Below are 19403 nucleotides of genomic sequence, written 5' to 3'. Positions count from 1 at the left end.
GCAGTGGTCTTGCGAGGCGGCGAACTGACGGTTCGTGACACCCCCGATCCGATTCCCGGGCAAGGTGATCTCTTGCTGAAGACACTCAGCACCGCGATCTGCGCGTCCGATGTTCATTTCATGGACCATCCCGAACTGGCCATCGACGACCCGACCGGGCGGTCGCTTTATGACCCCGGCCGCGACATTGTGATGGGTCACGAGTTCGTGGGCGAGGTCATCGGTCACGGCCCGGGATGTAGCGATGCGTTTCCGATCGGTGCACGCGTCACCTCGATGCCGATCCGGCTGGTTGATGGCGGGGCAGGCGGACTCCGGATCATCGGACAGCACCCGGAAGCGCAGGGCAGTTTCGGAGAGTTGCTCGTGGTCCCGGAGGCGACGGCGAAAGTCGTTGAGGGATCGGTATCCAGCGATGCGATCGCCGTGGTGGATGCCTTTGCCGTTGGTGAGTTCTATGTTCGTGCCTCGCGACTGGAACCCGGCGAAGTCGCGATCGTGATCGGCGCGGGCGCTATCGGCCTGTCGGCGGTTGCGGCGTTGTCTGTCATCCAGGCCAGTGCTGAGGTAATGGGTTCGGATGACGCTAGGTCAGCAGGAGGACATCAGGCATGATGTTCACGCTTCGGTTCGACATGCGGGCGCCATCCATCGGTGCGCCGCCGACGGAGCTGTATGCCGCGGCATGCGAGATGGCGGCCTGGGCGGAAACCCGTGGCTGTGTCGCGGCGGTGCTGTGTGAGCATCACTGCGCCGACGACGGCTATCTTCCCTCGCCCCTGATGCTGGGCGCGGCGATCGCCGCGCGCACCGAACAGCTGATGCTGAACCTGGTGATCATCCTTCCGTTCTACGACACCGCGTGGCTCGCCGAGGACATGGCGGTGCTAGACCACATCAGCGCGGGCCGCGCGAGCTATGTGTTCGGGATCGGTTACCGCGCAGAAGAGTTCGAACGTTTCGGGCTTTCGCTGTCAGATCGTGGCCGGCTGGCCGACAAAAAACTCGAGATCCTGCGTCGGCTGCTGGCCGGCGAAGAGGTCGAACACGACGGACGCCGGATGAGGGTGACGCCCCGGCCGCGGACGCCGGAAGGGCCGACCATGATGTGGGGCGGCGCCAGCGTGGCCGCTGCGAAGCGTGCCGGACGCAACGGCCTCGGCCTGCTCGCCAACGGCGTGGTGCCGAGAATGAAAGAAGCCTATGAGCAGGCTTGCCGCCAAGCCGGTTTCGAGCCGGGGTTCATGCTGTTTCCCGAACGTGATGCCGTCACAAACTGTTTCGTCGCTCAAGATGTCGATGCCGCCTGGGGCGAGATCGGTCAGTATCTGCTGCACGATGCGATGGCGTATGCGGAGTGGAATCCCGACAATACGTCGGCCAACATCACCGGCGCCAAGACAGTCGACGAATTGCGCCACACATCGTCGACGCATGTAATCTTGTCGATCGACGAAGCGAGGGAGCGCGTTACCGCAGGGGAGATGTTCAACATCTCCCCGTTGTGTGGCGGCATGCCGCCGGAGATCGCCTGGCCGTATCTGAGGCGATTCGCCGAACTCGGCTAGATGCCGATCAGCTCCTTGAGGTTGCCGCCCATCACTCGCGCCGTGGTGGCCGCCGGAAGGTTCTCGAGCTCGCTGACGAAGTCCGCGGGGTTGGCCAGCCCCTCGGGATGCGGGAAGTCCGACCCGAACATCACGCGATCCGCACCGAGAATATCGATGAGGTGCGCCATGTCCTCCTCGTGGAACGGGTTGACCCACACATGCCTGCGGAAGACATCACAGGGATGCTCGCTGAACTCCCGCGGCTTCTTGCGGTACACCCGGTCGAATACGTCCATCAGGCGCTGAGCCCATGATCCGCCGTTCTCGACCACACCGATGCGCAGGCCGGGAAACCGCTCGAACACCCCGTGGGCGACGAACGCCGCGAGCGTGTCGAAGATGTGGCGGCTCTCCTCGTAGATAAATCCGCGGAACTTCGTCAGCTGGAAGCCCTGGAACTCGTTGCCGCCCTCCCAGTCCGACAGGTAGCGGTCGTAGCCCGCGTCAGAGTTGTGCATTTGGACTGAGATGCCCGACGACTCGACCAACCTCCAGAAGTCGTCGAACTCGGGCAGTGCGGGTGACCGCGAGGTGCCGTCCTCCCGCGGTACCGGCGCCGGCCGGATCAGCACCGTCCTGGCGCCGTTCTCCAGGCACCACTCGAGTTCGGCGACGCCCTTTGCGGGATCGTTGAGGGAGATCGCCGGGACCGGGAAGATGCGGTCCTTGAAGTTGAAGGTCCAGTCGTCGAGCAGCCAGCGGTTGAAGGCGTGGGTGACCGCATGGGTGAGCTCCGTGTCGGATTTCGTCCGCTCCTCGAGCATGCCCGCAGTGGTCGGAAACATCAGCGCGCCGTCGACCCCTTGGCGGTCCATCAACGCCAGGCGCAGGTCGGGACGCCGGAACTCGTCCGGACACCGGATCGGCTCGGCAAGCTCGCGCAGCGTCTTGCCCTCCGGGTTGATCCCGCGGTAGTAGTCGGCCCACGCGCCCGGAGTGGGAATCACTTCGTAAGTGGGGTTGGGAATCGTCTCGGTGATGACGCCGAGGATCTCGAGCTTCTGCCGGCCGTTGACGTCGACGAACTTCAATGCGTCGGAATACTTCTCCGGCAGATACCGCGTGTAGGCGTCGATCGTCTCGTACATGTGGTTGTCGGCGTCCCATACTTCGAACGTTTTTTCGTCGTTCACCTGCGCCTCCAACATGCGAGAGAATGGTTGTTCTCAAAGATAGCAAACAATGGTATCCGTGGGCGGCCGGGCTCAGAGTTCATGGTCAGAGGTTCATGAAGTGGCCGCCGTCTATGCCCAGGGTCTGTCCGGTGATGTAGCGCGCTGCGGGGCCGACCAGGAACGCGACGGCCGATCCGATATCGCGCTCGGGATCACCGATTCGACCCAGCGGCACCCGCCGTGAAAGGCGCTGCTCCATCGCCGGTTCGGCTTCGATCGCGGCGGTCATTGCAGGTGAATAGGCAAGCGGTGAAACCACATTGACCGTGATCCCGTGAGGTGCCCACTCGCGGGCCAAGCTCTTGGCGAAGCCGCGAAGAGCGCCCTTCATCGTCGCGTAAAGGGGAAGCGTGGCGCTGCCCTCGATACCGGCAGGTGACGTCATCACCAGGAAGGTGCCGCCGCGCGTCTTGAGCGCGTCGAATGCCGCGGCGGCGCAGTTTTGGGCGCCGCCGACGGACACCGAGTAGTGGTCGTCCCACAGCGACCGGCTCACCTCCTCGAGCCGATGCGGTCGGCTGGAACTGTTGCTGGTCGCGTTGTGCACCACCGCGTCGAGCCGCCCGGTGGCGGCCAGGGCGATGCGCACGGCCCCAGCGATCTGTTCGGGTACGGTCACGTCGCAGCGTGCCCAGGTCGCTTGGTGGCGTCGTGCGGATATCCCGCCGACGACATCGCATCCGCTCTCGGAGCGGGATGCGACCACGACATGCGCGCCGTTGGCGGCCAGCGCGATCGCGATACCGGATCCCACCCCTGCGCCCGCACCGGTCACCAGGACCGTGTGCCCGTCAAGCCTCATGGCAGCATCACCGAACCTCCGTCGACGACGATGGTCGCCCCGACGAGGTGGTCGATGTCGCGCCGGAGAAGAAACTTCGTTGTCTCCACGATGGAGTGGATCAGCGTGCTGTCATCGGGAAACGCGGCCGCGGTCAGATGGGACGCATCCACGCCCGGCGCGAACAGACCCACCGGAGCCGCGACGAGATTGACCGTAATGTCGTCAGAACACCATTGCCGCGCGGCCGATTTGGTCATCGCTCGGATACCTTCGATCGCCGTCGTGTAGCCCACCCCTCCGGCCGCACCCGCCATGCCGATCGTGGGGACGACGAGGACGATACGGCCGCCGCGCTGCGTCATCGCGGTGTGTGAGTGTTGCAGAGCGACAAGCGTCTGCCACATCGCCTCGCCGGCGTCGACTGTCGTCGCCGAGCAGGCGCCGACGACGACCACGACGCCGTCGACCGCAGGTGGTAGAGGCGCAGCGAGCCCTGACATGACAGCGTCGAGTCCGTCGGCGAGCGCGCTCGTCAGCGGGTCAGTGGATCCGAGGACAATAGTGGTCACCGAGCGACACCTCAGCCGTCGGCCAGCGCTGCCAGTTTGCGTTTGACCACCTTGCCGACATCGTTGCGCGGCAACTGCTCGACGAAGATCACCCGCGCGGGTACGCGGTACGGCGTCAACCGCTGTCGGCACCACGCCACGAGCCCGTCTTCGGATACCGATTCATCGCCGCGCACGACGAACGCCCAGGGCACCTCGCCGAGCCGGTCATCGGGGACGCCCACAACGGCGGCTTCCCGGACGCCGCCGGCGGCGAGAATGACGTCTTCCACAGTGCCCGGGAAGACCTTGAGGCCGCCGCGGTTGATCATGTCTGACACCCGGCCGTCGAGCCACAGAAACCCGTCGTCATCGAACCAGCCCAGGTCGCCGGTGTGGAACCAGCCGTCGTCGGTGAGCCGGTCGAGGAAGGCCGGATCGATGTTGCCGGCCGCTGTCGTCGGCGTGCGTACCAGCACCTCGTCGTCGGCAATGGTCACGTCAATGCCCGGCAGCGGCCGTCCCACCGAACCGAGTTTGGTCTCTCCCCATTCGCGGGCATCGGCGGCCGACCAGCCCACCACCTCGCCGCCGAGTTCCGTTTGGCCGTAAGAGTTGAGCACGATCACCCCGAACTTGTCCCTGAATCGGGCCGCCTGAACCGGTGACAGGGGAGCGGTGATCGACCGCACGATCTTCAGCGGCGACAGATCCGTGACCGAGTCCTCATGCAGCACCATGGTGAGCGCCGCGGGCGGCAGCACCGTGGATCGCAGTTGGTGGCGCCGAACCAGCGCGGCGAAGTCCGACGGGGAGAATCGCTCCATCAGCACCACGCCCGAACCCGCCCGGAACGCGAACAGCACCTGGTAAATGCCGGCCCATAGCGATAACGACAATGGGACGAGGTTCGGCATGGGGGGCCGCTTCGGTTGGTCCCCGGCAGGTTTTGTCCCGCGGAGTTTGGCCAGCAGCCGGTCGATGAGGTCGAGCACCGTGGTGTGCCGAAGCGGTACCGGCTTTGGTGGGCCGGTGGTGCCGGATGTGAACTGCAGCAGCGCGACATCGTCGTCGTAGGACCGCGCCCCGGCGGGATGGCTCGACGACGTAACCGTCGCCCATGACAGCGCGTCACCGGCGATGATCGGCAGGTGAAACGCCGAAAATCGTTGTGCGAGTTCGTGAGTAGTTATGACAGCAGCGGGTTGCAATGTCTCCAGCTGAGCAATGACCTCGGCATCGGCCGCCCTGGGGTTCAGCGGTGTGTACACGCCACCGGCGCGCCACGTGCCGAACAGCGCGGCGATGGTGGTTGCGTCGTTGGGCAGCATCGCGGCGACGACCTGTCCCGACGTCAGTCCGTGTTCGGCGAGCAGTGTCCCGAGCCGGTCTGCGCTGGCTGTCAGCTCGTCGCGTGACACATCGGCGTCGAGCATGTGCACCGCGACGGCGGGCAGGCCGTCCAGCAGCTCCGCGAGGCTCACGAATCGGCCTCCAGCGGGGTCCAGTTCGGAGTTCGCTTGTCCGCGAAGGCAAGCGGACCCTCGTTCTGATCCGGATGTCCCCACATCGACGTCAGGTGCTTGGCACCTTCGCGGCACGCATCCGTCAGGCCGTATTCGAGTGCGCCCCACAGCGCCCGCTTGGTGGCGCGCATCGCCGCGGGCGAGTTCTTGGCGATCTTCTCGGCGAGTTCCTGGGCGACCTCGCGTAGCTTTCCGGGCGGGTCGACGACCTGGCTGATCATGCCGAGCTCGTATGCACGCTGGGCACTGAGCCGTTCGTGGCTGCCCACCAGAGCCATTCGCAAAACGGCCTCGGCGGGCATCTTGCGCATCAGGGCGATGGTCTCCAGGGCGCTGACCTGACCGATCGACACGTGGGGATCGACGAAGGTCGCATCCGAGGACGCGATGACGATGTCGGCGTCGGCCACCCAGTGCAATCCGCCGCCGGCGCACACCCCGTTGACGGCGGTGATAACGGGCTTCTCGACGTTGCAGTGCCATGCCGTCAACTTGAGGTCCAGTGTGCGCATGGTCTCCTGGAACTGCAGAACCGCCTCGCCGTCGAGCTCCTCAACGTCGGCTCCCACCTGGAAGGCTCGTCCATTGCCGGTGTGAACGATGACGCGAACGTCGGGGTCGGCGTTCAATTCCGCCCAGGCTCTGGGGAATTCCTGTCGCATCGCGGCGTCGTAGGCGTTGAGGCGATCCGGCCGGTCGTTGATGATCCAGCCGACCGGCCCGCGCCGCTCCACCACCAGCCGCTGGTATGTCATGAAACCTCCACGGCGTCCGACAGCGCTTGCCACCGCGGCGTGCGCTTGTCGCGCCACGCCTGGGCACCCTCGCTGTGGTCGGGATGATTACGCAGCCGCCAGATCTCATCGGCGGCATCGGTGCGCGCCTGCGTCATTCCGACCTCCAGGGAGTGCCACAGCGCCTTCTTGGTGACGCGCATCGCGGTCGGCGAATTCGTGGCGATCGCGGCGGCAAGCCGCCGTGCTGCCGTGCGGAGCTTGTCGGCCGGTACCACTTCGGACAGAATGCCCAACTCGTAGGCGCGTTTCGCCGAGATGTGTTCACCCCTGCCGCTCAACGCCATCCGGGTGATCGCCTCCATGGGGGACTTGCGAAGCAGCGTGATGGCCTCGTAGGCGACGGCCTGGCCGAGCGATACGTGCGGGTCGACAAACGAGGCCTCCTCGGCGGCGATCACGATGTCGGCGTCGGCCACCAGATGCAGACCGCCGCCCGCGCAAACACCGTTGACCGCCGCGATCACCGGTTTCCACACCTGGCAGTGCCACGACGAAATCTTCAGCTCGGCATCCCTGGTCCGGCGTGAATGCCTGCGCATCGCATCCTTGTCGCGGGCCACCTGCACCACATCCATTCCGGTGCAGAAGGCCTTGCCGTTGGCGGTGTTGACGATCACGCGGACGTCGGGGTCGGCCTCGAGGTCGGCCCAGGCGGATTCGAGCTCGTCGAGCATCAACGAGTCGAAGGCGTTGCCCGCGTCCGGCCTGTTCAGGATGAGCCAGCCGATGCCGTCGGACTTTTCGACCACCAGCCGCTGGTAGGTGCTCACGAGCGCGGGATGTCCTTCCAGGGCTTGCCCTTCCACGGGTCCGGCTCCTTGGGCAACCCGAGCACACGCTCGCCCAGGATGTTCTTGTTGATGTCGGTGGTGCCGCCTTCGGTGCCGTTGGCCAGGCTGCGCATCATGCCGTGGACGTCTCGGGGCAGGGCGTCCGGATCGTCGGTGGCCGGCCAGGCGATCGCTTCCGTGCCCAACAGATCAACCATCAGGTCCTGGATCTGCTGGTTCAGCGTGGCCTGGTGCACCTTGCCGATCGAGGATGCCGCTCCCGGGGATTGGCCGGCCGAAAGTGCGCCGCGGACACGGTCGTTGGTCCAGCCGCGGATCTGCTCCTGGGCCCACAAGTGCATGACTTTGTTCCGGACGACCGGGTCGTGCCATCGGCCTGTCTCGCGCGCCAGCGTTATCAGTCGGTCGGCGCCGGAGCCGCCGAGGCGGCCCATGCCTCCCGACCCGGAACCCGAAACCATCTGCCGCTCACTGGACAATGTCGATGCGCTGACACGCCACCCGTCGTTGACCTCGCCCACCCGGTGCGCGTCAGGGACCCGCGCATTATCGATGAAGACCTCGTTGAACTCCGCCTCACCGGTGATCTGACGCAGCGGTCGCACCTCGACGCCGGCTTGATGCATATCGAGCAGGAAGTAGGTAATGCCCTTGTGCTTGGGTGCCTCTGGGTCGGTTCTCGCGAGCAGGATCGCGAAGTCCGCCTCGTCGGCCCACGTGGTCCAGACCTTCTGGCCCGAGATCACCCAGTCGTCCGCGTCCCGGACGGCTCGCGTCGCCAACGAGGCGAGGTCGGACCCGGCGCCGGGCTCGCTGAAGAGCTGACACCACTTCTCCTCGTTGCGCACTATCGGCGGCAGGAAGCGCAGCCGCTGCGCTTCCGTGCCATGGCTGAACAATGCGGCGGCAGCGTTGTTGAGCCCCAAGGGGTTCAGCCGGGACAGCCGAAGCGGACGCAGCACCTGATCGATCGCCCGCGCCACCTGATTACCGATGCCCAGACCCCCGTATTCGCGGGCCCAGGTCGGCACGACAAGACCGGACGCCGCGAAGGCCGGATACCACTGCCGGTACTCGCCGGGGCTCCGCACCGCGCGCAAGGCAGCGGGACTCTCGGCGGCTGCTATGCGCCAGGAGACGGGTACCTCGGCGTCGATCCATTGCTCGACCGCCGCGACGGCGTCTGTGGCGTTGGTGGCCTCGGAGATCGGCAGTGGTGTCATGACTGACTAGCGCCCTTGGAACTTCGCGTCGCGTCTGTCGCGGAAGGCCGCCAAGCCCTCTTTGAAATCCTCACTGCGGCTCGACAACTCGAGCGCCATAGCCTCGTTTTGCAGGTGGCGGTCAAGGTCGAGCCCGTTGCCGCTGTGCAGCAGCCATTTGGTGAGCCCCAGTGCCACCGTGGGTGCGTCGCCAAGACACCCGATCAGTTCGCCGGCGACCGCCTCCAATTGCTCGATGGGGGCTGCGGCGTGGATGATGCCCCACTCGGCCGCGGTGGTTCCGGAGATCTCCTTGCCGAGCATCAACAGCTGCCGGGTGCGGACCATGCCGATAAGCCGAGGCAGCAGCCAGGCCGCGCCACTGTCCGGGGTGAATCCGCGTGCCATGAAGGGTTCCCAAAACCGCGCGTCCGCGGCGGCGACGCAGAAATCGGAAGCCAGCGCGATATGGAACCCGAGACCGGCGGCCCAGCCGCGCACCACCGACACGATGGGCACCTGCGTCTCGAGCATCAACGGGATCAGCCGGTTCGCCTTGCTCGGCAGCCGGCGCTGTGTGCTGCCCACCCTTGGCTTGCGCTCAGAGCGAGTGTTGTTGGCGATCAGGTCGGACCCGGCGCAGAAGTCGGGTCCCTCGGCGTCGATCCGAATGACACGCACCGACTCGTCGGTGCCCGCGGTGACCAGGTGCGCGATCATCGCGTCGAGCATCACGTCGTTGACCGCGTTCCGGCGATCGGCACGGTCCAACGTCAGGTGCAGGGCCTGATCACGATATTCGGCGCGAAGGCCGGGCACGCTGTCGTAACTCATGGCCTCAGCGCTCGGCGAACCGTGCAGACACGGCGGTGAGCAGATCGGTTAGGTTACTCGCCCCGCCGGGAGGCTCGGGTAGCCGCACGGGTCCGCGTTCGCGGCTGGGCAGCAGGATCGTGGCGTGTCCGGGCGCCGTGACCTGACCACGGTGGTTGGTCGCCGCCAGCTCGAGGTCGACGGCGGGCCGGTCACCCTCGGCGAGGTACTTGCTCACCACCTTTCCGGTGATGGTGTGCACATCTCCGACGTAGTTGAAGAGCCGGAACTCGCAGTCGAGCTTCCACAGCCAGCCGTCGTCACCCATCCAGTCCGTGCACAGGTGGATAAGCCACGTCTCGCGCATGCGGCCGTAGTCGAAGGTGGTGGGATTGCCCGCATTGCGCGCTGCGTCCGGTTCCCAGTGCACCCGCTGCTGCACATCCGGCACACCGAATTCATTGGGCGTGTAGAAACGGGGAATGCGCTGCCGGTTTCGCCATGCCAGCCGCAGGGGCCGGACGCCGTACATCCCGGTGCCCATGCCGACATGCCAGCAGACCATGTCGGTGACCGTCAGCGGGCCTTTGGTCAAGGCACCGACGTCGTCACCCTCGTCGACGTCCTCCCACCATCGCGGTTCGGCGCCACGCGGTTTCTCGCGCGCGTATCTCTCGTCCAACTCGGCGATCTCATCGGGCGTCCATGACTTCAGTTCGACTGTTTCGTACTTCTTGCGACCGCGCGCCTTGCTGCGCTCGGTGCGGATCATGTTGCGGTACTGGCCGCCCAAGATGACGCCTTCGTCGTCGCGGAACACCTGCGCCGACCATTCGTGGACGGCGCGATCGGCGAATTCGCTGCTCTTGTCCAGCGCCGCGACCAGGGCATTGCGCCGGAAGACACGATGATTCGCACGCAGCGGCGCCCACCACTCGCGCGACGACGAGGCGTAGAACGCATGAACGCCGCGCAGTGGGTCGCCCTTGGTCAGCGCGCGCTCTTCATCGGAGAGCGTGGCCACCTCGTCCTCGCCGATCAGGGTGTCGCCGCCGACGAGTGCGGGCGGCGCTATCGGCTCACCCCACACGGATTTGGCTGCGTACTCCGAGTCGGTCCACAGCGGGTTGGCGTCGCCGTAGCTCTCCGCCACGTGGCGGAAGCTGTCCTCGTTGGGGCGAAAGTAGTGCGGCGGCTGCGTATGGGGAACGGCGATACCGATGGTGGCGCGCAACCGGGCCAGTCCCTCGTCGGTAATCTGACCGGTCTCCGGCATGGAAATTAAGATACCCGAAAAGCGGAAATGCCGTTAACGCAGGAATGAGATCATGAGCGAAGAAGCATCTGGGATCGTGGTGGCCGTCGGTGACGACGGAGTGCAACGAATCATCATCGACCGCCCTGATGTCGGAAACTCGTTGTCGCCCTTGGCGCGTGACACGCTCACCGAGGCGTTCGCCCGGGCCAACGACCAACCCGATGTCCGCGCCGTGCTGTTGAGCGCAACCGGTGACCGACACTTCTGTACCGGTGCAGGCTTGCCGTCACAGACGGCCAACGCTGACGCGCCGTCAAAACCGGTCGCCGAGAAACGGCCCGGTGACATCGCTCGCATGCTTCAGCAGGGCTGGCAGCGGTTGGTTGCGTCGATCTTGGACTGTGACAAACCGGTGGTGGCCGCGGTCAAGGGTACCGCGGCCGGTGCCGGGGCCAGCCTGGTGCTGGCCTCCGATCTCGTCGTCATGTCAACGCAGGCAAAGCTTGTGGAGGCGTTCGTGCACCGGGGAATCCTTCCCGATTCGGGCGCCGTCCACCTCCTGACGAGAATTGTGGGCCTGCGCAAGGCTGCCGAACTGCTGATGCTCGGTGAGCCAGTGGATGCTGCGGCCTGCGAGAGGCTCGGGCTGGTCAATCGCGTGACCGCACCGGCCGACACCCACGCGGTCGCCGAGGAGCTCGCGGTACGGCTGGCCGCGGGCCCCACGGTGATGCTGGCGCTGACCAAGCGGCTGTTGTCGGTGTCGTCGGAGTCGGATCGACACCGCGCATTCGAGCAAGAAGCCTGGGCCCAAGAGGTGGTGTCGCGCACCGCGGACCTCCAAGAGGGCCTGGCGTCGTTTGCCGAACGCCGGGAACCCAAGTTCTTCGGCCGCTGATTGCGCTCAGCTCGCCGTCGGGCCGCCGCGAACGGTGAACGTGGCGGTGTCGTCGATCTCGTCGATCGAGGAGGCCACCGACTCCGCGGTCAACGACGAATCCTCGATCCCCTTGGTGACTCCGATAAACACCCGTGACACCTTCCCCGCGCCTACCGAGTAGATGTGCGCTGTTCGGTCGCAGGACCGATGACACAGGTAGACCACGACAGGAGTGACGAGTTCAGGATGCATCGCCTTGCCCGCGTCGCCCATGATGGCCTCCGTCATCCGCGTCCGCGCGATGGGGGCGATGGCGTTGATGGCGATGCCGTTGCGGGCTCCTTCGATGGCGAGAACGTGCATCATGCCGATGAGGCCCATCTTGGCGGCGCCATAGTTGGCCTGACCAAAGTTGCCGAAAAGTCCTGTGCCTGAGGTGGTCTGAACGATTCGTCCGTAATTCCGCTCCCGCATGACCGGCCACGCCGCCCGCGTGACGTTGAATGCCCCGCAGAGGTGTACCGCGATGACGGCGTCGACTTGATCCGCGGTCATGTTCTTGAACGCGGCGTCGCGCAGAATCCCCGCATTATTCACCAGCACGTCGACCCGCCCGAAGGCATCGATCGCCGCCGCCACGATCGCCGCGCCGCCCTCCTCGGTGGCCACCGAGTCGCCGTTGGCGATCGCGGTGCCCCCCGCGGCGGTGATTTCGTCGACCACGGCTTGGGCCGCCGATGTCGACGCGCCGCTGCCGTCCACCGAGCTGCCCAGGTCGTTGACCACGACCCGGGCGCCACGCCGGGCCAGCTCGAGGGCGTGGCAGCGGCCGAGCCCACCGCCGGCACCGGTGACGATGGCTACCTGGTCATCGAAAGTCATTGACTCCATGCGTGAGAGGTTACATTTACTAAATCGAGAGCAAGCGTTTGCGTCGGAGGACACTCTATTGACTGGCCCCACAGAGTTACTGCGGCACGCGCACCGGCGAGCTGAGGTGCTGCGGCCCCGCTACCGCGCGGCCGGATCCTGGTCCGCGGAGCCGGTTGACGTGGTGCGATCTGCTGCCGCGGAACATCCCGGCCGGCCCGCCGTGGCGGATCGACGCGCCGAACTCACCTACGGCGAGCTCGACAAGCGCATCGATTCGGCCGCGCTGGCGCTGGTCGATGCCGGCGCGAGCCCGGGCAGCGCGATCATCTTGGTCGTCGGCAACGACGTGGACTCGGTAGTGGCCGTTCACGCGGCGCTGCGTGTCGATGCGGTGGTGCTGCTCGTGCCGCGCAGCGCCGGGGCAAAGCAGCTCGCCGACATCCTCACCCGTTCCGGTGCGCAGTTCGGCGCGGCGCCGAACCGCACGATGATCACCCAGCCGGAACTTCCCGCGCACTGTCGTTGGATCGATCTGGGCAGCGGCGACCGCCGAGGCGTCGCCGAACCCCCGCCCCCGGCGCGCTCAGCCGACGCTCCCTGCTTCGTGCTCTACACCTCGGGCACCACGTCCCGGCCCAAGGGGGTGATCCATTCGCTGAGCACGTTGGCCAAGGCGTCGGCGAACTACATAGCCGCCGCGGGCCTTGGTTCTGACGACCGGATCTTCTTGATCAGTCCGCTGGCATCGGTCACCGGTGTGTTGCAAGCGTTGTTCATCGGTCCGATGCTCGCGGTACCGGTGATTCTCGAGGACAGTTGGGACCCGGCGGCGACGTGCGACCTGCTGGTCGCCTCCGGTGCGACATGGTACGGCGGTCCGGACCGGCTGCTGGACCGGATGCTCGACGAGGCCGCGGCGCGCGCCGCCGCCGTCCCGCTCCGCGCGGTTTATCTCGGCGGCACGACGCTGGACCGGCGGATCGTCGAACGCGTCGAAGACGATTTCGGCATCGTCGTCATGCGCGCCTACGGGTCCTCGGAAGTGCCGGTCAGCACGTCTGGTCTGCGGACCGAATCCCGAGTCGTACGCCATGCCGACGACGGAGTGGCGCTCGCCGACGTCGACGTGCGGATCGGATCCGCGGCCGGACCCACCGAGTGCTGCATCAAGGGTCCGCACACTTTCCTCGCGTATACCGACGCCGAGGACGACAAGCAAGCTTTCGACGGCGAGTGGTTCCGCACTGGCGACGTGGCGGAGATCGTCGGCGGGCGGGTGCGGATCATCGGTCGGATCAAGGACATCGTGATTCGCAACGGTCTGAAGATCCCGGCCGCCGAAGTGGAGGAAGCCGTGTCGCGGATCGGCGGCGTCCGCGAGTGTGCCGCCTATGCGGTCGCCGACGACACCACTGGTGAGCGGCTTGCCGTGGCGGTGGTGCTGGACCCCGACGTCGAGATCACCCTGGCCGAGGTCGGCAGGGCTCTCGTCTCGGAGGGGCTGCCGAAATACAAGCTGCCGGAGGAGCTGGTGGTGTGGGACGAGCCGCTTCCCGTCAACGCGAACGGCAAGGTCGACCGCACCAAGCTCGACGCACGCTCGGCCGGGCGCCGGCGGCTGCTTGCCGACCGTCTTGCCACTACCCGGTAGCCGGATGGAAGACCGGGACCAGGAATCCGTCGTCGTCTTCGCGGAAGGCGATCGCCAGCTCCAGGCCGGCGCACAGGTCTTCGACTGTGCAATCCTCTACGACCGTCATCAGCCGTGGCCCCTCCTCGAGGTCCACCATGGCCAGTATGTACGGCGTGCGCGCGTCGAAGGGTGCGGCGTTCTGGTGGATGACGCTCCAGGTGTACAGCCGCGCGCGTCCGGTGGCCGGCGCCAACTCGACGTCCTCGCACCAACAGTGCGGGCAGAAGGGCCTCGCGTACAACGACGTCTGACCGCAGGACCGGCAGACGTTGATCATCAGCCTGCGGTCCTGCGTGGCCGCCCACCACGCTTGGCCGTCGGTGTCGATCGTGGGGCGATCGGGCGCCGTCACTACAGCCTCCCGAGGATCATCGTGGCGCTGTGGGTAAAGAAACCACCCATCGCGTGGACACACGCCAGGCGGGCCCCGCTGACTTGGCGCCGTCCGCATTCCCCCCGCAACTGCCTTACAGCCTCGACCATGAGGAACATCCCTCGCATACCCGGGTGGCACGCGGCCAGCCCGCCTCCGTCCGTGTTGGTCGGGAGCGCGCCGCCAGGGCGAAGGGCGCCGGACTCGATGAAGGGCCCGCCTTCGCCCTTGGCGCAGAAGCCCAGGTCCTCCAGGGTCAGCAGCACGGTGGACGTGAAGGAGTCGTAGAGCTGGCACACATCGATGTCAGCCGGACTGACGCCGGCCCGCGCGAAGGCCCGCGGGCCTGAGCGCGCGGCGGCCGAAGTCGTGAAATCGGGCCACTGGCTCATGCTGACGTGCGACGTAGCGTCGGCGGCCCCGAGAATCCAAATCGGGTCCTTCGCACAATCGTTGGCCACGCGTTCGCTGGCCAGCACGACGGCACCGCCACCATCGGTGCGTAGACACACGTGCTTGGAGGTGAACGGGTCAGCCAGCATCGGCGCGGCCGCCACGTCGGCCACGGTGATGCGGTCGCGCTCAAATGCGTTCTCGTTCATGGCCGCCCATTCATGGGCGGCGACGGCGACCTCAGCCAGTTGGTCGACGGTAGTGCCGAATTCGATCATGTGACGCCTGGCCACCATGGCGTACTTGGCGATCAATGTCGCGCCGTAGGGCGCCTCGTACTGCAGTGCGCCGCCGGTGCCCATGGCGGCTGCGGACGCTCGTGCCCGGCGCTTGACATCGGAGCGAGCGGTGGATCCGTAGGTCAACAGGGCGACCTCGATTTCCCCGGCCGCGATCGCTGCGGCGGCGTGAGCGGCCATCACTTCCCACGACGATCCGCCGACATTGGTCGCGTCGACCCAGTCGGGCCGCAGGCCCAGGTATTCGCTGACTTCCACCGGCGGAAGCAACGTCCCATGCCCGCCGAAACCGTCTATGTCCTCCTTCGTGAGCCCGGCATCGGCGACCGCCCGTCGCGAGGACTGGGCCATCAGCGCCATGGCGGTCTGATCAGGGACTCGGCCGCAGTCGGACAGGGCAGCGCCGACGATGGCGACGCGGTTCGACGGCATAGCTAATGGGTATCACATCGTGCATCGCCGCTGATAATGGTCGTTCGCAAAAGCATGGAAACCATATTCTCGGTCCGCTACGGTGAGCCTATGACGGTAGCGCTGCGCGACGCGTTGCGGGGACAACCGCTTGTGCTGTGCCTGGCGCTGCTCAACTCACGCACGCCCGATGTGCCCGCCGTCGCGGCGGCATGCGGGTACGACGCCATTTACGTCGATCTCGAACACACATCCACGTCTCTGGAAACCGCGCGGATGCTTTGCATGAGCGCACTGGGGGCGGGGATCTCCGGCCTGGTGCGGGTGCCATCACACGACCCCAGCGTCATTGCGCGAGTGCTGGACGGCGGAGCGGTGGGAGTCATTGTTCCCCACGTCAATTCGAAGGAAGAGGCGCAAGCTGTCATCCGCGCCGCGCGGTTTCCGCCGATCGGCCATCGGTCGATCTCGGGCCCCAACGCTGTCAGTGGATACCAGCCGCTAACGGCACCTCAATTGGTGGACGTGCTCGAACGACGCACGGTCGTGGCCGTGATGATCGAGACGCCGGAAGCCGTCGATGCATCCGAGTCCATCGCCTCAGTGGAAGGCATCGACATGATCCTCGTCGGACCGAGCGACCTGACCGCCGAAATGGGCATCCACGGGCAGTACGAGAATCCACATTTCCAACGTGCAGTAGAATCGGTCGCGGCGGCTTGTCGTGGTCACGGCGTGGCGCTCGGGATGGCCGGAATAAAGTCTGTTGAACTGCTGAATCGGTTCGTGGGACTGAGATTGCGATTCATCTCGGCGGGGACTGACATCGGCCTGATGACCGAGGCGGCCACAGCGCGCGCACAAGCGCTCCGCGGGCTGGGCGGGTCACCGCGGGAACCTATTTGACGAACGAAACCAAGAGCCGAAGCGACGCCGATACATCAGGAGGACCGGATGCCGACAGCCATCTACACCGAACCCGTCACCGACTCAATGGCGTGGACGGGCGCCGACTTCACGAGCAAGGAAGACTTCGCCTTCGACCTGTCGGCGCGCAACGTGGCTGCGCTGGAATCGATCCTGGCCAAGACCGCGAACAAGGACCGGGATGACATCACGGCAGAGGATGCTCGACATCCCGATCTCGACGAAGATCTGGCGCGGCTCTACCAGGAGCTGATGTTCGGCAAGGGCCTGGCGTGCGTACGCGGCTTCCCCGTCGAACAGCACTCGATCGAGGACCTCGAACGCATTTACTGGGCGTTCTGCACCCACCTCGGATACCTCGTGTCGAACAACTCATTCGGGCATCGGATGGTGCGCGTCCAGGAGGAGATCCTGCCCGGCGGCGTGCAACCCGCCCGCGGAACCAAGTCCCGCGCCGAGCTGGCAATGCACAACGACGCCGCCGACATCCTGTCGTTGCTGTGCGTGTACCCGGCGGCTCAGGGAGGGGAAAGCCAGTTCGCCAGCGGACCCGCGGCGCACAACCGGGTTCTAGCCGAACGTCCGGACCTGCTCGACGTGCTCTACCGGGGCTTTCCGCATCATCGGCGCAGTGAGCAGCCCGACGACCAACCCGACGTGACGCCGTACGATGTGCCCATCTTCTCCCAGATCGACGGACGGATCTGCATCAACTTCACCTACAGCAGCATCCTTCCCGCCATGCACGCGCTCGGCCGGGAGTTCACGGCGGAGGAGACCGAAGCGGTGGAGCTGCTGCGCAACATCCTGGTCGAGCAGCAGGTCGAATTCCGGCTCGAATCCGGCGAGGCCGCGGTAGCCAACAACTTCGCGATGTGCCATTCGCGGTCGGACTTCGTCAGCAGCAACGATCCAAAGAAGGCGCGCTGCTTCCTGCGGGCGTGGATGGAGGTGCCGCGCGAAGACCGGCGGCTGCCCATCGGCCGGGAGTACTTCCACATGGAGAACAAAGACCTGCGGCTGGGATACGACGTCGTGGAGGGCCGGGACGGAGCCATCGCGCGAAACGACTACAAGAATGTCAACGCCGAACTGGCCGAGATGTTCAAGGCGGCCCAGGCGAAGCCTAAAGTCAATAACACATGAGCGCTCGCGCGCGCCTGGTCTACGAACGGTGGACCGATCCCGTCGCCGGCGACATCCTCAAAGATGGCGATGTCGATCTGATCAAACTCGATCTCGCCGCACCCGACGAGAAAAGTTGGGCCGCTTTGGAATCGGCGCACGGGTACCAGGTCGCCACCCGCACCGACGTGGCCGGATACGCCCACGGCGCACAGTGGCTGGCCGGGCCGGCTTTGGTGCAGCGTTGCGAGAAGCTGCTCGCCGTGTGCTCTGCCGGCGCGGGGTACGACGTCATCGACGTAGACGCGTGCACGCGTGCCGGAATTGCGGTGTGCAACAACTCCGGCCCCGGCGCGGAGGCGGTCGCCGAGCACGCGCTGGGCTTCATGCTTGACCTGGCCAAAAAGATCACTGCCGCCGACCGGACGCTGCGTGCCGGCCCGCTGCGCGACCGCCTGGTCCTACGGGGGACTCAGCTGATGGGCAAGACGCTCGGTGTCATCGGGCTCGGGGCCATCGGGGGACGCCTGGTGGAGCTGTGCGCCCCCTTCGGAATGGAAATCCTGGTCTTCGACCCCTACCTCGACCAGGTGAACGCTCAAGCACACGGGGCGCGAGCCGTCACGCTCACCGAGGTCCTCGAGCGCTCGGACTTCGTCCAGGTGACCTGCCCCCTGACCAGTGAGACCGAGGGCCTCATCGGCAGGGCGCAGTTCGCGGCGATGAAGCCAACGGCCTTTTTCATCACCACAGCCCGCGGGCTCGTCCACGACGAAGCTGCGCTACTCGATGCACTCGCCAGTGGAGGCATCGCCGGAGCCGGCCTCGATGTGTTCCACGAGGAGCCACCGCGACACGACAACCCATTGCTGCAGCTCGACAACGTGGTCGCAACGCCGCACACCGCGGGGATCACGATCGAAGCTGCGCACGACATCGCCGTCGCCACCGCCACGCAGTGGCGGACGATCTTCGACGGCGGTATGCCGCCACGTCTGCTGAATCCCGATGTCTGGCCTCGTTACTCCGACAGGTTCGAGGACACCTTCGGATTCCGTCCAAGCGCCACAACGGCTTTGGAGAAGGGGGGCCGCACCCGGTGACACAATACGACACGATCGACGTGGAGGTCAGGGATCACACCGCGTGTGTGACCCTCAACCGCCCCGAGGTGCTCAACGCGATCAACGACGAGATGATCGCGGAATTGGCGGTGGCTTACGCGGAAATCGAACGATCGCAGGATATCTGGACGGTCATCATCACCGGTGCCGGCCGCGCCCTATGCGTCGGAGCCGACGTCAACAAGGCGGCTGACCACGACATGGAGAATGCGCCCGGAATCGACAACCAGGGCGAACCCATCCTCAGCTCGATGCGGCAGTGGGACGCACCGCAGGAGGCGACGCCGCCGTGGCTGCAGATGACCAAGCCGATCATCTGTGCGGTCAATGGCATCGCGTGCGGTGCGGGGATGGACCTCGTGACCACCGCGGACATCACCATCGCATCCGAGCGCGCGACGTTGATGGATCCGCATGTCAGCATCGGCGTGACCTCCGGACGCGAAGGGGTGAGGCTCGCCCGGATCCTGCCGCTGCCGGTGGCGATGCGGCTGATCCTGATGGGAAAGCACGAGCAACTCGACGCGCAGCGCGCCTACGACCTGGGCGTCTTTACCGAGGTGGTCCCGCACGACTCGTTGATGGCGCGAGCGTGGGAGATCGCCGGCATCGTGAATTCCAATGCACCGCTGGCGGTCCGGGGTTCACGGATGGCCGTGCGCAAGGGTCTCACGCTGCCCATCTACGAGGCCGAACTGCTCGCCGAGAACTACCGCATGAAGGTTGCGTTGACCAGGGACGCCATCGAGGGGCCGCGTGCCTTCCTCGAGAAGCGCAAACCGGATTGGAAGGCACTGTAGC

19 protein-coding genes and 1 pseudogene are annotated in these 19403 nt (G+C 66.0%); 8 read left to right on the top strand and 12 right to left on the bottom strand.

From position 1 onward, the window contains the following. Window positions 1-3: 3 nt before the first annotated feature. A pseudogene (locus tag BN4348_RS46855) lies at window positions 4-546 on the top strand (alcohol dehydrogenase catalytic domain-containing protein); the annotation flags it as partial. 68 nt (window positions 547-614) lie between these two features. Further along, window positions 615-1568 (top strand): LLM class flavin-dependent oxidoreductase, encoded by a 954-nt coding sequence (locus BN4348_RS46850; RefSeq protein ID WP_066914621.1) that lies wholly within the window; start codon window positions 615-617, stop codon window positions 1566-1568. Here the strand turns inward: BN4348_RS46850 and BN4348_RS46845 are convergent. From BN4348_RS46845 to BN4348_RS46805, 9 genes are all read right to left on the bottom strand, one after another. Beyond that, complete coding sequence (locus BN4348_RS46845) at window positions 1565-2758, bottom strand: amidohydrolase family protein (protein WP_066914542.1); 1194 nt, start codon at window positions 2756-2758, stop codon at window positions 1565-1567. The genes BN4348_RS46850 and BN4348_RS46845 overlap by 4 nt on opposite strands. Before the next feature lie 70 nt (window positions 2759-2828). Then, window positions 2829-3587: an SDR family NAD(P)-dependent oxidoreductase gene (locus BN4348_RS46840; RefSeq protein WP_066914541.1), complete on the bottom strand. Its 759-nt coding sequence runs from the start codon at window positions 3585-3587 to the stop codon at window positions 2829-2831. Beyond that, window positions 3584-4024, bottom strand: coding sequence for an SDR family oxidoreductase (locus tag BN4348_RS46835; protein ID WP_235852768.1), 441 nt, complete (start codon window positions 4022-4024; stop codon window positions 3584-3586). The genes BN4348_RS46840 and BN4348_RS46835 overlap by 4 nt, the downstream gene beginning before the upstream one ends. Window positions 4025-4149: 125 nt before the next feature. Next, the gene (locus BN4348_RS46830; RefSeq protein ID WP_066914540.1) at window positions 4150-5601 is read right to left on the bottom strand and encodes a class I adenylate-forming enzyme family protein; all 1452 of its coding nucleotides are present in this window, start codon (window positions 5599-5601) and stop codon (window positions 4150-4152) included. After that, on the bottom strand, window positions 5598-6398 hold the full coding sequence (locus tag BN4348_RS46825) for an enoyl-CoA hydratase/isomerase family protein (protein ID WP_066914539.1): 801 nt from the start codon (window positions 6396-6398) through the stop codon (window positions 5598-5600). Before BN4348_RS46825 ends, BN4348_RS46830 begins: the two co-directional genes overlap by 4 nt. Next, window positions 6395-7210: an enoyl-CoA hydratase/isomerase family protein gene (locus BN4348_RS46820; protein ID WP_066914619.1), complete on the bottom strand. Its 816-nt coding sequence runs from the start codon at window positions 7208-7210 to the stop codon at window positions 6395-6397. Before BN4348_RS46820 ends, BN4348_RS46825 begins: the two co-directional genes overlap by 4 nt. Continuing rightward, window positions 7207-8454, bottom strand: coding sequence for an acyl-CoA dehydrogenase family protein (locus tag BN4348_RS46815; RefSeq protein ID WP_066914538.1), 1248 nt, complete (start codon window positions 8452-8454; stop codon window positions 7207-7209). The genes BN4348_RS46820 and BN4348_RS46815 overlap by 4 nt, the downstream gene beginning before the upstream one ends. A 6-nt stretch (window positions 8455-8460) precedes the next feature. Then, window positions 8461-9267, bottom strand: coding sequence for an enoyl-CoA hydratase/isomerase family protein (locus tag BN4348_RS46810; RefSeq protein WP_066914537.1), 807 nt, complete (start codon window positions 9265-9267; stop codon window positions 8461-8463). A 4-nt stretch (window positions 9268-9271) separates the two neighbouring features. Beyond that, entirely contained in the window at window positions 9272-10522 is a 1251-nt protein-coding gene (locus BN4348_RS46805) for a hotdog family protein (RefSeq protein WP_066914536.1), read from the bottom strand. Between the two features lie 52 nt (window positions 10523-10574). Between BN4348_RS46805 and BN4348_RS46800 the strand changes: the two genes are divergently transcribed. After that, complete coding sequence (locus BN4348_RS46800) at window positions 10575-11402, top strand: enoyl-CoA hydratase/isomerase family protein (RefSeq protein ID WP_066914535.1); 828 nt, start codon at window positions 10575-10577, stop codon at window positions 11400-11402. A gap of 6 nt (window positions 11403-11408) precedes the next feature. On the opposite strand, the gene BN4348_RS46795 is transcribed toward BN4348_RS46800, so the two are convergent. Continuing rightward, window positions 11409-12275 carry an SDR family NAD(P)-dependent oxidoreductase gene (locus tag BN4348_RS46795; protein WP_066914534.1) on the bottom strand — a complete coding sequence of 289 codons (867 nt, stop codon included), beginning with the start codon at window positions 12273-12275 and terminating at the stop codon, window positions 11409-11411. Window positions 12276-12384: 109 nt separating this feature from the next. On the opposite strand from BN4348_RS46795, the gene BN4348_RS46790 reads away from it, so the two are divergent. Further along, a complete protein-coding gene (locus BN4348_RS46790; RefSeq protein WP_084454275.1) occupies window positions 12385-13908 on the top strand; it encodes a class I adenylate-forming enzyme family protein in 1524 nt (507 codons plus the stop codon). Here the strand turns inward: BN4348_RS46790 and BN4348_RS46785 are convergent. Both BN4348_RS46785 and BN4348_RS46780 read right to left on the bottom strand, forming a co-directional pair. Next, complete coding sequence (locus BN4348_RS46785) at window positions 13898-14302, bottom strand: Zn-ribbon domain-containing OB-fold protein (protein WP_066914532.1); 405 nt, start codon at window positions 14300-14302, stop codon at window positions 13898-13900. The two genes, BN4348_RS46790 and BN4348_RS46785, sit on opposite strands and share 11 nt — an antisense overlap. Further along, window positions 14302-15447: an acetyl-CoA acetyltransferase gene (locus BN4348_RS46780; protein ID WP_066914531.1), complete on the bottom strand. Its 1146-nt coding sequence runs from the start codon at window positions 15445-15447 to the stop codon at window positions 14302-14304. Before BN4348_RS46780 ends, BN4348_RS46785 begins: the two co-directional genes overlap by 1 nt. Before the next feature lie 54 nt (window positions 15448-15501). Here BN4348_RS46780 and BN4348_RS46775 point away from each other — a divergent pair, with 54 nt between their 5' ends. From BN4348_RS46775 to BN4348_RS46760, 4 genes are read left to right on the top strand one after another with little or no spacing between them, the layout of a single operon-like run. Continuing rightward, complete coding sequence (locus BN4348_RS46775; protein ID WP_066914618.1) at window positions 15502-16332, top strand: HpcH/HpaI aldolase family protein; 831 nt, start codon at window positions 15502-15504, stop codon at window positions 16330-16332. Window positions 16333-16380: 48 nt separating this feature from the next. After that, window positions 16381-17499 (top strand): TauD/TfdA family dioxygenase, encoded by a 1119-nt coding sequence (locus BN4348_RS46770; protein WP_066914530.1) that lies wholly within the window; start codon window positions 16381-16383, stop codon window positions 17497-17499. After that, entirely contained in the window at window positions 17496-18581 is a 1086-nt protein-coding gene (locus tag BN4348_RS46765; protein WP_066914529.1) for a hydroxyacid dehydrogenase, read from the top strand. Before BN4348_RS46770 ends, BN4348_RS46765 begins: the two co-directional genes overlap by 4 nt. Continuing rightward, window positions 18578-19402, top strand: coding sequence for an enoyl-CoA hydratase/isomerase family protein (locus BN4348_RS46760; protein WP_066914528.1), 825 nt, complete (start codon window positions 18578-18580; stop codon window positions 19400-19402). Before BN4348_RS46765 ends, BN4348_RS46760 begins: the two co-directional genes overlap by 4 nt. Window position 19403: the final 1 nt, after the last annotated feature.

It is taken from the genome of Mycobacterium interjectum (assembly GCF_900078675.2).
Lineage (GTDB): Bacteria > Actinomycetota > Actinomycetes > Mycobacteriales > Mycobacteriaceae > Mycobacterium > Mycobacterium interjectum.
The sequence above is the reverse complement of the archived record's forward strand: the minus strand, read 5'-3'. Positions and strand labels throughout refer to the sequence as shown.

Coding starts and splice junctions, on each gene's coding strand:
- BN4348_RS46850 (WP_066914621.1), top strand. CDS start 615: ATGTTCACGCTTCGGTTCGACATGCGGGCGCCATCCATCGGTGCGCCG.
- BN4348_RS46845 (WP_066914542.1), bottom strand. CDS start 2,758: ATGTTGGAGGCGCAGGTGAACGACGAAAAAACGTTCGAAGTATGGGAC.
- BN4348_RS46840 (WP_066914541.1), bottom strand. CDS start 3,587: ATGAGGCTTGACGGGCACACGGTCCTGGTGACCGGTGCGGGCGCAGGG.
- BN4348_RS46825 (WP_066914539.1), bottom strand. CDS start 6,398: ATGACATACCAGCGGCTGGTGGTGGAGCGGCGCGGGCCGGTCGGCTGG.
- BN4348_RS46815 (WP_066914538.1), bottom strand. CDS start 8,454: ATGACACCACTGCCGATCTCCGAGGCCACCAACGCCACAGACGCCGTC.
- BN4348_RS46810 (WP_066914537.1), bottom strand. CDS start 9,267: ATGAGTTACGACAGCGTGCCCGGCCTTCGCGCCGAATATCGTGATCAG.
- BN4348_RS46805 (WP_066914536.1), bottom strand. CDS start 10,522: ATGCCGGAGACCGGTCAGATTACCGACGAGGGACTGGCCCGGTTGCGC.
- BN4348_RS46800 (WP_066914535.1), top strand. CDS start 10,575: ATGAGCGAAGAAGCATCTGGGATCGTGGTGGCCGTCGGTGACGACGGA.
- BN4348_RS46795 (WP_066914534.1), bottom strand. CDS start 12,275: ATGGAGTCAATGACTTTCGATGACCAGGTAGCCATCGTCACCGGTGCC.
- BN4348_RS46780 (WP_066914531.1), bottom strand. CDS start 15,447: ATGCCGTCGAACCGCGTCGCCATCGTCGGCGCTGCCCTGTCCGACTGC.
- BN4348_RS46775 (WP_066914618.1), top strand. CDS start 15,502: ATGGAAACCATATTCTCGGTCCGCTACGGTGAGCCTATGACGGTAGCG.
- BN4348_RS46770 (WP_066914530.1), top strand. CDS start 16,381: ATGCCGACAGCCATCTACACCGAACCCGTCACCGACTCAATGGCGTGG.
- BN4348_RS46765 (WP_066914529.1), top strand. CDS start 17,496: ATGAGCGCTCGCGCGCGCCTGGTCTACGAACGGTGGACCGATCCCGTC.